The sequence below is a fragment of the Pseudomonas sp. FG35 genome (genome assembly GCF_057809295.1).
Map to the genome: position 1 here is coordinate 45287 of NZ_JBMDJR010000011.1, position 11952 is coordinate 57238.

Here is an 11952-nt window from a genome sequence, read left to right on the forward strand (position 1 = left end):
CCAAACCCCGGTATGATCGGCCCCGCGCTGGATGATGAGGTTAATCCTTTAGTGAGAATGACCCACGTTTACACTGGGGTACTATTCGACGAAGGGTTGCTTTGAGTCATTTTGTTGCTTCAACTTTTTTCTCTGTCCCGGCATCTAAGCTCTTTTAACCCGAGCAGCGGGGATGGAACGGCACACCTTCGTGCCACGCGGGCGCTCTTGTAGAAAAGCGCCTGATTGAAAACCGGATCGGCAATGCGTTGCCGGTTCATCAGCCAAAGGCTCTGGAAAAACCATGTCCGACCGTTTCGAACTCTTCCTCACTTGCCCCAAAGGCCTTGAAGGCCTGCTCATCGAGGAAGCCGTCGGGCTTGGCCTTGAAGAGGCCCGCGAACACACCTCCGCCGTGCGTGGCATGGCGACCATGGAAACCGCTTATCGCCTGTGCCTCTGGTCGCGTCTGGCCAACCGGGTGCTGCTGGTGCTCAAGCGCTTCCCGATGAAAAACGCCGAAGACCTGTACCACGGCGTACTCGACGTCGACTGGCAGGATCACATGCTGGCCGACGGCACCCTGGCGGTGGAATTCAGCGGTCATGGTTCGGGCATCGACAACACTCATTTCGGCGCCCTGAAGGTCAAGGACGCCATCGTCGACAAACTGCGCACACCGCAGGGCGACCGCCCGAGCATCGACAAACTCAACCCGGACCTGCGCATTCACCTGCGTCTGGATCGTGGCGAAGCGATTCTGTCCCTCGACCTCTCCGGCCACAGCCTGCACCAGCGCGGTTACCGCTTGCAGCAGGGCGCTGCGCCGCTGAAGGAGAACCTTGCAGCCGCGATCCTGATCCGTTCCGGCTGGCCGCGCATTGCCGCCGAAGGTGGCGCGCTGGCTGACCCGATGTGCGGTGTCGGTACGTTCCTGGTCGAAGCCGGCATGATCGCCGCCGACATGGCGCCGAACCTGCGTCGCGAGCAGTGGGGCTTCACCGCCTGGCTCGGTCACGTGCCGGCGCTGTGGAAAAAACTGCATGAAGAAGCCGTCGAGCGTGCTGCTGCCGGTCTGGCCAAGCCGCCGCTGTGGATTCGTGGTTATGAAGCCGACCCACGGCTGATTCAGCCGGGCCGCAACAACGTCGAGCGCGCCGGCCTGAGCGAGTGGATCAAGATCTATCAGGGCGAAGTGGCGACGTTCGAACCGCGTCCGGATCAGAACCAGAAAGGTCTGGTCATCTGCAACCCGCCGTACGGCGAGCGTCTGGGTGATGAAGCGAGTCTGTTGTACCTCTACCAGAACCTCGGCGAGCGTCTGCGTCAGGCCTGCCTGAACTGGGAAGCGGCGGTGTTCACCGGCGCGCCGGATCTGGGCAAGCGCATGGGCATCCGCAGCCATAAACAATATTCGTTCTGGAACGGCGCGTTGCCGTGCAAGCTGCTGTTGATCAAAGTCCTGCCGGATCAGTTCGTCACCGGCGAGCGCCGCACCCCGGAACAACGTCAGGCCGAGCGCGAGCAAGCCGCCTACGACCAGACGCCGAACGAGCCGCAGGAGCGCAAGTTCAACAAGAACGGCAACCCGATCAAACCGACGCCGGCCCCGGCGCCAGTGATCGAGCAACCGCGCCTGAGCGAAGGCGGGCAGATGTTTGCCAACCGCCTGCAAAAGAACCTCAAGGCCATGAGCAAGTGGGTCAAGCGTGAAGGCATCGATTGCTACCGCGTCTACGATGCGGACATGCCGGAATACGCCATGGCCATCGACCTGTACCACGACTGGGTGCACGTTCAGGAATACGCCGCGCCGAAGTCGATCGACCCGGAAAAAGCTTCGATCCGCATGTTCGACGCCCTGGCGGCCATTCCGCAGGCGCTGAACATCGACAAGAGCCGCGTGGTGGTGAAGCGCCGCGAGCGTCAGAGCGGCACCAAGCAGTACGAGCGTCAGGCGGCCCAGGGCAAGTTCAATGAAGTGACCGAGGGCGGCGTGAAGTTGCTGGTCAACCTCACCGACTACCTCGACACCGGACTGTTCCTCGATCATCGGCCGATGCGCATGCGTATCCAGAAAGAGGCCGCCGGCAAGCGCTTCCTCAACCTGTTCTGCTACACCGCGACCGCCAGCGTGCACGCGGCCAAGGGCGGCGCGCGCAGCACCACCAGCGTCGACCTGTCGAAAACCTACCTCGACTGGGCGCGCCGCAACCTGTCGCTCAACGGTTTCTCCGACAAGAACCGTCTGGAGCAGGGCGACGTGATGGCGTGGCTGGAAAACTCCCGCGACGAATACGACCTGATCTTCATCGATCCGCCGACCTTTTCCAACTCCAAGCGCATGGAAGGCATCTTCGACGTGCAGCGTGACCAGGTGCAGTTGATCGATCTGGCCATGGCCCGTCTGGCGGCGGGCGGGGTGTTGTACTTCTCCAACAACTTCCGCAAGTTCCAGCTCGAAGACAACCTGGCCGAGCGCTACGCGGTCGAGGAAATCACCGCCAGCACCATCGACCCGGATTTCGCCCGCAACGGCAAGATCCACCGCGCCTGGAAAATCACGGCTCGTTGACACTCTGCAAAATTGGATCCACAGAGCCTTGATTTTTAAAGGCTCTTGGATCCGTTCAGAGCTAGCCAAATTAGTGGCTAATAGCTATAACTCACACACGGCCGATGGGGTTTTTCCCGCAGATGCTGACGTAGTGAGTGGCTTTTATGTCGTTGCACCCCGTGCGCCCGAAGATATTGGGTTTTATCAGCGAAGACGTCTCGGCCTGGCTGGTCGGGGTGCTGGTATTGCTCGCCGGCGGAATTCTCACGGGGCTGCTCGCCTGGGGCACCCTCAATCAGTTTCACAGCCAGTTGCGCCAACGCTTTCAGCTGCTGGCCAACGAACGCTATAGCCGCATCGAAGAACGTTTTCAGGATCAGGAGCAACGTCTCGATGGCCTGCGCCGGTTCTTCGCCAACTCCGAATCGGTGTCCCGCGCCGAGTTCGACGGTTACACCCATCCTCTATTGCTGCGCACCCAGGCTTATTCGTTTGCCTTGCGGGTGAGCGGTGCCGAACGTGCCGCCTTCGAGCAGCGCGTGCGAGATGAGGGCCTGAGCACCTTCAGCGTGCGCGAACTCAATGCGCGCGGCGAACTGCAACTGGCCTCGGCCCGCGATGAGTACGTCGTCGTGGTGTACAGCCAGACCCAGAGCCGGCTCGGTTCTCCGCTGGGTTACGACTTGCTGGCTCAGCCTTTGCGCCGCTCGACCCTGGAGCGCGCCGACCAGCTTCGCAGTCTGGCAGTCTCGCAGCCGATGCATCTGGTCGGTATAGAGCCGGCATACGCACGCGGCGTATTGCTGGTGGCACCGGTGTTGCGCGAAGGCGAGCCCATATCATACGGCTACGTGATGGCTGTCATCAGCATGCGTCAACTGCTGGCAGACGGCTTGCCGGATGCATTTCATGACTATCTGTCGGTGCGCATCCTCGATCTGTCCACCGACGATCAGCATGAAGTGCTGTTCGAATCGACCAATGAACCGGCGCAGAGTGATCTGTCGGCGACCCGGCTGGTGCGCATGGCCGATCACGACTATCAGGTAGATATCCTGCCCAGCGAAGCGTTCATGCAGGCCAACCATTCGTCGGTGGGCAGCGTAGTGGTGCTGGGCGGGTTGCTCAGTCTGCTGCTGAGCGCGCTGCTTTATGTGCTGGTCAGCCAGCGTCAGCGTGCGTTGCGCATGGTCGAGTTGCGCACTCAGGAGCTGCATGAGCGCGAGCAGGAACTGCGTGGCACCCACGGTCAGTTGCGCGGGGTGCTCAACGCGGCAACTCAAGTGGCAATCATCGCCACCGACCTGCGCGGCGTGATCAACACGTTCAACCCCGGTGCCGAGCAGATGCTCGGTTATCACAGCAACGAAGTGGTCGGCCACATGACCCTGGAAAACCTGCACTTTCCCCGGGAACTGGTGGCCCGCGCGGCGGAGCTCAGCGCCCGCTATGGCAAAACCATTCCGACCTGCCAGGCGATGCTGGTGGAGGGTGGCGAAGTCGGTGGGCACGAGGCGCGGGAGTGGACGCTGGTGCGCAAGGACGGCAGCCACATTCCAGTGAACATGCTGGCCACGCCGGTGCTGGACGAGCAGGGGCTGTGGGTCGGGCACCTGGCGATCTGCATCGACATCACCGAGCGCAAGCGCGTGCACGAAGCGCTGGCCGCGCGGGATGTGCTGTTGAAGAAGCTCAGCGCCCATGTTCCCGGCGGGATCTATCAATTCAAGATGGAGTTCGACGGGCGTTTCAGCGTGATCTACGCCAGCGACGGCATCCGCGAGATCTACGAGCTGGAGCCGGACGTGCTGCTGCTCAACGCCGAGGCGATCTTCACCCGTATCCACCCGCAGGACGTCAGCCGCGTGCGCAAGTCGATCCGTGCTTCGGCGGACAATCTCAGCCCATGGCGTGAGGAGTATCGTGTGCAATTGCCCGAGCGTGGCCTGCGCTGGGTTCGCGGCGAGGCGACGCCGGAGGAACTGCCGGGCGGCGGGGTGCTGTGGCATGGCTATATTTCGGATATTTCCGACCTGAAACGGGTGGAAGAAGAGCTGCGCGCGCTGTCGGTGACCGATTCGCTGACCGGGATTCACAACCGGCGCTATTTCCAGGAGCGCCTGACCACCGAAATGGCCCGGGTCGAGCGCGGCGGAGGCGAGTTGTCGGTGATCATGCTCGACATCGACCACTTCAAGCGGATCAACGATCAGTACGGTCACGCGGTAGGTGACCGCGTGTTGCAGGCGGTCTGCGAGCGCATCGGCCATCGTCTGCGGCGTACCGACGTATTCTGCCGCTTGGGTGGCGAAGAGTTCATGGTGCTGTGCCCGGACATCGACGGCGATCACGCCCACATGCTGGCCGAAGAGTTATGGCACAGCCTGCGCAGTGCACCGATCGACGTGGTGGGGGTGGTGACGGCCAGTTTCGGGATTGCCAGCTGGCGACCGGGAGAGGGCGCGGATGCGCTGTTGCTGCGGGCGGATTCCGGGGTGTATGCGGCGAAGCAGGGCGGACGGGATCGGGTCGAGCGGCAGATGAACTGATCCGGTTTGCCGCTGAATCCCTGTGGGAGCGAGCTTGCTTGCGAAGGGGCCATCAAAGTCGACATCTTCATCGACTGAATGGACGTCTTCGCGAGCAAGTCGAGTCGTCGCACCGTCGCTCCCACAGTGTTTTGTGGTGTGCTTACAGAACCGAAGCAGTCTGCGCCGTCCGCGGCTGTTTATAGAGATCCAGCAGTACCTGATCCAGCACCGACGACGCGCCGAACGGGGCCTTGTCGTTGAGGATCGCCACCACCGCCCAAGTGTTGCCGTTGACGTCGCGGCTGAAGCCGGCGATTGCCCGTACCGTGTTCAGAGTGCCGGTCTTGACGTGGGCCTCTCCGCGCATCGCGGTGGTCTTCAGGCGTTTGCGCATGGTGCCGTCGGTGCCGGCAATCGGCAGCGAGCTGATGTACTCGGCGGCGTAAGGGCTGTGCCAGGCCGCTTGCAGCATGTTGGCCATTTCCCGGGCGCTGACCCGCTCGGAACGCGACAGACCGGAACCGTTCTCCATCACCAGATGCGGCGCGGTGATGCCTTTCTTCGCCAGCCACTGACGCACCACCCGTTGCGCGGCTTTGGCGTCATCGCCGTCGGCGTCGTTGCGGAATTTCTGGCCCAGGCTCAGGAACAGCTGCTGAGCCATGGTGTTGTTACTGTATTTGTTGATGTCGCGGATGATTTCCGCCAGATCCGGCGAGAACGCACGGGCCAGCACTTTCGCGCTGCTCGGGGTCGGGGCCAGACGATCCTTGCCCTGGATGCTGCCGCCCAATTCTTTCCAGATCGCCCGCACGGCGCCGGCGGTGTAGGTCGCGTGGTCAAGCAGCGACAGGTAAGTCTGCGAGCTGCAGCCTTCGCCCAACTGGCCGGCCACGGTCACGGTCACGCTGCCATCGGCCTGCGGCACCGGGTTGTAGCGCACGCCGCCGGTGCATTGTTTGGAGTTGAGCGCTTTGACAGTGTTTTCGATGTTGATGCTGGCAATCGGCGGTTCGACCGAGATCAGCACCCGGCCGTTGTCGTTGCGGGCCACGAAACGCAAGGCCTTGAGGTTGACCAGCAGCGAATCCGGCTTGACCAGGAACGGCTTGTTCTCGTCGTTGCCGTCATCGTTGAATTCCGGCAGTTGCGGCTGCACGAAGAAGCTGCGATCGAGTACCAGATCACCGGTGACCTGGGTCACGCCGTTGGCGCGCAGGTCGCGCATCAGCAGCCAGAGTTTTTCCATGTTCAGCTTCGGATCGCCGCCACCCTTGAGGTAGAGGTTGCCGTTGAGGATCCCGCCGTTCAGGTCGCCGTCGGTATAGAACTCGGTTTTCCACTGATGGTTGGGGCCGAGCATTTCCAGCGCCGCGTAAGTGGTGACCAGCTTCATGGTCGAGGCCGGGTTGACCGACACATCGGCGTTGTACACGGTCGGCGTGCCCGGGCCGTCCAGCGGCACCATCACCAGCGACAGGGCAGAGGGCTGCAGCTTGCTGGCCTTGAGGGCTTTTTCGACGTTGGGGGTCAGGGCGGTGTTGATGGTGGCAGCGGAGACGGGCAGGGCCAGCGGCAGAAGAAGACCGGCCAGGAGCAGAGGACGCAACGATTTGATCATATGAAATAAAACCCTACAGCCGAGGGGAAAAAAGACGAGGACATGGATGAAAAGGCCCTCAGTGGTCATGAAAGTGTCGGCATTATGCCCCAAGGTGCAACAGCTTGGGCCTTTCGCAAGGGCGCCAATTCGTTATTTTTTTACAGGCGGTCGCACGCACGTCCCAGAGAGTCGGGCAATCGCCGGCTTAAACTGGTAAAGTGCCGGCCGTTATTACTTAAGAGGATTGTTCCAATGGCGACTAACCGTTCCCAGCGTCTGCGCAAAAAACTGTGCGTCGATGAATTTCAAGAGCTGGGTTTCGAACTGAACCTGGGCTTCAAAGAAGACCTGTCCGAAGAAGCCATTGACGCTTTCCTCGAAGCATTCATCAAAGAAGCCATGGAAGCCAATGGTCTGGGCTATGTCGGCGGCGACGACTTCGGTCTGGTTTGCCTGCAGAAGCGCGGCTCGGTCTCCGAAGAGCAGCGCGCTGCTGTTGAAGCCTGGCTGAAAACCCGCTCCGAGCTGACCACCACTGAAATCAGCCCGCTGCTGGACGTCTGGTATCCGGAAAAGCCGATCAACGCGGCCAAGTGATACTAAAAAAACGGCGACCCAAGGGTCGCCGTTTTTTTATGCCTGCTTTTTAATCAGGCCTTGCGCCAGTTGAGGATCAGCAAGGTCAGCACCCCCGCGACAATCCCCCAGAACGCCGAACCGATGGAAAACAGCGTCAGCCCCGACGCCGTGACCATGAAGGTGATCAGCGCCGCTTCCCGTTCCTTCACCTCGGTCATGGCGATGCTCAAACCGTTGATGATCGAGCCGAACAGCGCCAGCGCGGCAATCGAAAGCACCAGCTCCTTGGGCAGCGCGGCAAACAGCGCCGCCAGCGTGGCGCCGAATACCCCGGCAATCCCGTAGAAAATCCCGCACCACACCGCCGCGGTGTAGCGTTTGTTGCGATCCTCATGGGCATGCGGCCCGGTGCAGATCGCCGCGCTGATGGCCGCGAGGTTGATGCCGTGGGAACCGAACGGCGCCAGCAGCAGGGACGCGATGCCGGTGGCGGTGATCAGCGGCGAGGCCGGGACGTTGTAGCCGTCGGCCCGCAGCACGGCGATGCCGGGCATGTTTTGCGAGGTCATCGCTACGACAAACAGCGGGATGCCGATGCTGATGGTCGCAGCCAGGGAAAAGTGCGGCGTGGTCCAGACCGGTGTCGCCACTTCCAGATGAAAACCGCTGAAGTCCAGCAGCCCCATGAAACCCGACAGCGCGGTGCCGATCAGCAGCGCGGCGAGCACCGCATAACGCGGCGACAGGCGTTTGACGATGAGATAAGTGAAGAACATCCCCAGCACCAGGCCGGTGCGGTGTTGCGCGGCGACGAAGATTTCGCTGCCGATCTTGAACAGAATCCCCGCCAGCAGCGCGGCGGCGAGGGAGGCCGGGATCTTTTTCACCAGCCGTTCGAAGCTGCCGGTCAGGCCGCAAATGGTCACCAGCACCGCGCAGGTGATGTAGGCGCCGATGGCTTCGCCGTAGGTAACGCCGCTAAGGCTGGTGATCAACAGCGCTGCGCCGGGCGTTGACCAGGCAATCGTGATCGGCGTGCGATAACGCAACGACAGGCCGATTGAACAGACCGCCATGCCGATGGAAATCGCCCAGATCCACGACGAGATCTGCCCGCTGGTCAGGCCCGCCGCCTGTCCGGCCTGGAACATCAGCACCAGCGAACTGGTGTAGCCGGTCATCATCGCAATGAACCCGGCGACGATGGCGGAGGGCGATGTGTCCGCCAGCGGGCGCAGTCGGGTGTGGGTGATTTCGTTCATGACAGCGGTGTTCCTTGTTCAAGCCACGGATTTCGGGTTTAAGCCTAAACTCAAACGTAACGGAGCGTTGCAATACAGCCGAAGCCGCAAACAGCCGTACAGTCGTGTTGCCACCTTCCATTGTGTACAATCGCGCTGTTTTTTACGCGATACTTGCCAGCGACCTACTGTGCCGTATTACAGTCACGGTCAATTCGCCGCCGTTCTTCCCGACTCGAGTGCCCATGAACGAACAGTTGCAACCCCTCAAGAAACAACCGCGAGCAGGCAAAGCCGGCCGCAGCGGAACCCAGGACGATATTGTCTATGCGCATATCTTCGAGGCCATCCTCGAACAACGCCTGGCGCCCGGCACCAAGTTGAGCGAAGAAGCGCTGGGGGAAATTTTCGGGGTCAGCCGGACCATCATTCGCCGTGCGCTGTCGCGTCTGGCCCATGAAGGCGTGGTGCTGTTGCGGCCGAACCGTGGCGCGGTCGTCGCCAGCCCGAGCGTCGAAGAAGCGCGTCAGGTGTTCCTCGCCCGGCGTCTGGTGGAACGCGCGATCACTGAACTGGCGGTGCAACACGCCACCGCCGAGCAGATCGCCGAACTGCGCCAGATGGTCAACGACGAACGCGACAGCTTCTCCCGTGGCGATCGCGGCGCCGGCATCCGTCTCTCCGGCGAATTCCACCTGAAACTGGCCGAAGCGGCGAAGAACGCGCCGTTGATCAGTTTCCAGCGCAGCCTGGTTTCGCAGACCTCGCTGATCATCGCCCAATATGAAAGCGGCAACCGTTCGCACTGTTCCTACGACGAGCACACTCAGTTGATCGACGCCATCGAAGCGCGCAACGGCGAGCTGGCAGTGGACCTGATGATGCATCACATGGACCACATCGACAGCAAGCTCAACCTCGACGAGGAAAGCGCGTCCGACGATCTGCATGCAGTGTTCTCGCACCTGTTGCAGACCAAGAAGCCGGGGCGGCCTGCGGCCAAGCTCTGAGGCGAATCGACAGGCAACAAAAATCCCCCGGACTGCAAAGTACCGGGGGATTTTTTTGTCCGTCTGATCGTGATGATCGTTCCCACGCTCCGCGTGGGAATGCAGCCCGTGACGCTCTGCGTCACTGGACGCGGAGCGTCCCCAGAGGCATTCCCACGCAGAGCGTGGGAACGATCGAGCAATCAGTTAGCGCTGGTGTACCAGCCCACCCGCCGCATAGGTCTGGGCCACAGTGCGGTCATCGCCCAGGGTCATCAGCACAAACAACGTTTCGGCAATATTGTTGGCCTGCTTCAAGCGGTAGCTCAGCAGCGGCGTGGCGTTGTAGTCCAGCACCAGGAAGTCGGCGTCGGAGCCCGGTTGCAGGTTGCCGATCCTGTCTTCCAGACGCAGCGCCCGCGCGCCGCCGAGGGTAGCGAGGTACAGCGATTTGAACGGGCTCAGGCGCGCACCTTGCAGCTGCATCACCTTGTAGGCTTCGTTCAGGGTTTGCAGCAGCGAGAAACTGGTGCCGCCACCGACGTCAGTGCCGAGACCGACGTTCAGTTTGTGCTTCTCGGCCATCGGCAGGTTGAACAGGCCGCTGCCGAGGAAGAAGTTCGAGGTCGGGCAGAACGCGACCGCCGAACCGGTCTCCGCCAGACGCGCGCACTCGTCGTCGCACAGGTGCACGCCGTGGGCGAACACCGAGCGCTCGCCGAGCAATTGGTAGTGATCGTAGACGTCCAGATAGCCCTTGCGCTCCGGGAACAGCGCCTTGACCCACTCGACTTCCTTGAGGTTTTCGCTGATGTGGGTCTGCATGTACAGATCCGGGTATTCGCTGAGCAGCTGGCCGGCGAGCGTCAGCTGTTCCGGGGTGCTGGTTGGGGCGAAACGCGGGGTGACCGCATAGTGCAGACGACCCTTGCCGTGCCAGCGCTCGATCAGCGCCTTGCTGTCGACGTAGCTCGATTCCGGGGTGTCGGTCAGGTAGTCCGGCGCGTTGCGGTCCATCATCACCTTGCCGGCGATCATTCGCAGATCCAGCTTTTCGGCCGCTTCGAAGAACGAGTTCACCGACTGCGGGTGCACGCTGCCGAACACCAGCGCGGTGGTGGTGCCGTTGCGCAGCAGTTCCTTGATGAAAATATCCGCCACTTCATCGGCGTGGGCCTTGTCGGCGAACTGGCTTTCGCACGGGAAGGTGTAGGTGTTCAGCCAGTCCAGCAGTTGCTCACCATAGGCGCCGACCATGCCGGTCTGCGGAAGGTGGATGTGGGTGTCGATGAAGCCCGGAGTGATCAGCGCATCCTTGTGATGGGTGATCTCGATGTCCGCCGGCAGTGTCGGCAGCAGTTCACTGGCGTGGCCGAGGGCGCTGATCTTGCCGTCATCGACCACCAGCAGGCCGTCCTCGAAATACTCGTAGGAGGCTTCGATGCCGACCTCGGCGGGGTCGGCAATGCTGTGCAGGATGGCGGCGCGGTAGGCTTTGCGAGTCAGAGGCATGAGGGTTCTCTAATCAGTTTGAGGCTTTGAGTGTGGCGGCCTGACTGCGGCGCGAAACCGGCAGCAGTTTGGCAATCGGTTCGGCACTGGCGGTGTGCTGGCCGAAATTGGCGTTATAGGTGGCGATGATTTCGCCGGCGATGGAAATGGCGATTTCCACAGGCAACTTGCCTTTGACTTCGCCGATGCCCATCGGGCAGCGCATGCGTTGCACGACGCTGGCGTCGAAGCCACGGTCACGCAGGCGATGTTCGAACTTGGCCCGTTTGGTCTTCGAGCCGATCAGGCCAAACCAGGTGAAGTCGTTGCGCTTGAGGATCGCGGCGGTGAGTTCCAGATCCAGCTGATGGTTGTGGGTCATGACGATGCAGTAGCTGCCGGCGGGCAGGTCGTCGATTTCATCCACCGGGTCCTCGGCGACGATCTTGCGCACGCCGTGGGGAATCTGCTCGGGGAATTCCTCTTCCCGGGAATCGATCCAGCGTACCCGGCAGGGCAGGCTGGCGAGCAAGGGTACCAGCGCGCGACCCACATGACCGGCGCCGAACACGGCGATCTGCGCCTGCACCTGGCCCATCGGTTCGAATAGCAGCACCGTGGCGCCGCCGCAGCACTGGCCAAGACTGGCGCCGAGGCTGAAGCGCTCCAGATGGGTGTCCTGCTTGCCGCTGGCGAGCATCTCGCGGGCGATCTGCATGGCTTTGTATTCCAGGTGCCCGCCACCGATGGTGTCGAACGTCTGGCGGGCGCTGACGACCATTTTCGAGCCGGCATTGCGCGGCGTCGAGCCGAGCTCTTCGATGATCGTCACCAGAACGCAGGGTTCGCCCTGGTTCTGCAGGTCGGCGAGGGCGTCGATCCAGTTGTACATATCTCACCTCTCAGATCGTTCCCACGCTCTGCGTGGGAATGCATCACTGGACGCTCCGCGTCCGCTGTTCAGGATGCGACGCAGAGCGTC

Annotated in this window: 8 protein-coding genes; 4 read left to right on the forward strand and 4 right to left on the reverse strand. The window is 61.8% G+C overall.

The genetic code is table 11. The features are described from left to right. The first annotated feature begins 283 nt into the window (after positions 1-283). Entirely contained in the window at positions 284-2554 is a 2271-nt protein-coding gene (rlmKL, locus tag ACODTD_RS21355) for a bifunctional 23S rRNA (guanine(2069)-N(7))-methyltransferase RlmK/23S rRNA (guanine(2445)-N(2))-methyltransferase RlmL (protein ID WP_201817784.1), read from the forward strand. A 146-nt stretch (positions 2555-2700) separates the two neighbouring features. Beyond that, complete coding sequence (locus ACODTD_RS21360; protein WP_489105169.1) at positions 2701-5085, forward strand: sensor domain-containing diguanylate cyclase; 2385 nt, start codon at positions 2701-2703, stop codon at positions 5083-5085. Between the two features lie 142 nt (positions 5086-5227). On the opposite strand, the gene dacB is transcribed toward ACODTD_RS21360, so the two are convergent. After that, complete coding sequence (gene dacB / locus ACODTD_RS21365; RefSeq protein ID WP_221615608.1) at positions 5228-6688, reverse strand: D-alanyl-D-alanine carboxypeptidase/D-alanyl-D-alanine endopeptidase; 1461 nt, start codon at positions 6686-6688, stop codon at positions 5228-5230. A 234-nt stretch (positions 6689-6922) separates the two neighbouring features. Between dacB and ACODTD_RS21370 the strand changes: the two genes are divergently transcribed. Continuing rightward, entirely contained in the window at positions 6923-7267 is a 345-nt protein-coding gene (locus ACODTD_RS21370; protein ID WP_011333263.1) for a YggL family protein, read from the forward strand. 53 nt (positions 7268-7320) lie between these two features. Here the strand turns inward: ACODTD_RS21370 and ACODTD_RS21375 are convergent, their stop codons facing one another. Next, complete coding sequence (locus ACODTD_RS21375) at positions 7321-8511, reverse strand: benzoate/H(+) symporter BenE family transporter (RefSeq protein WP_201817763.1); 1191 nt, start codon at positions 8509-8511, stop codon at positions 7321-7323. A gap of 224 nt (positions 8512-8735) precedes the next feature. Here ACODTD_RS21375 and ACODTD_RS21380 point away from each other — a divergent pair, with 224 nt between their 5' ends. Continuing rightward, entirely contained in the window at positions 8736-9500 is a 765-nt protein-coding gene (locus tag ACODTD_RS21380; RefSeq protein WP_064378756.1) for a GntR family transcriptional regulator, read from the forward strand. Positions 9501-9686: 186 nt separating this feature from the next. Here the strand turns inward: ACODTD_RS21380 and guaD are convergent, their stop codons facing one another. Beyond that, the gene (gene guaD, locus ACODTD_RS21385; protein ID WP_285354660.1) at positions 9687-10991 is read right to left on the reverse strand and encodes a guanine deaminase; all 1305 of its coding nucleotides are present in this window, start codon (positions 10989-10991) and stop codon (positions 9687-9689) included. Between the two features lie 13 nt (positions 10992-11004). Then, positions 11005-11862: a xanthine dehydrogenase accessory protein XdhC gene (gene xdhC, locus ACODTD_RS21390; RefSeq protein WP_285354661.1), complete on the reverse strand. Its 858-nt coding sequence runs from the start codon at positions 11860-11862 to the stop codon at positions 11005-11007. Positions 11863-11952: the final 90 nt, after the last annotated feature.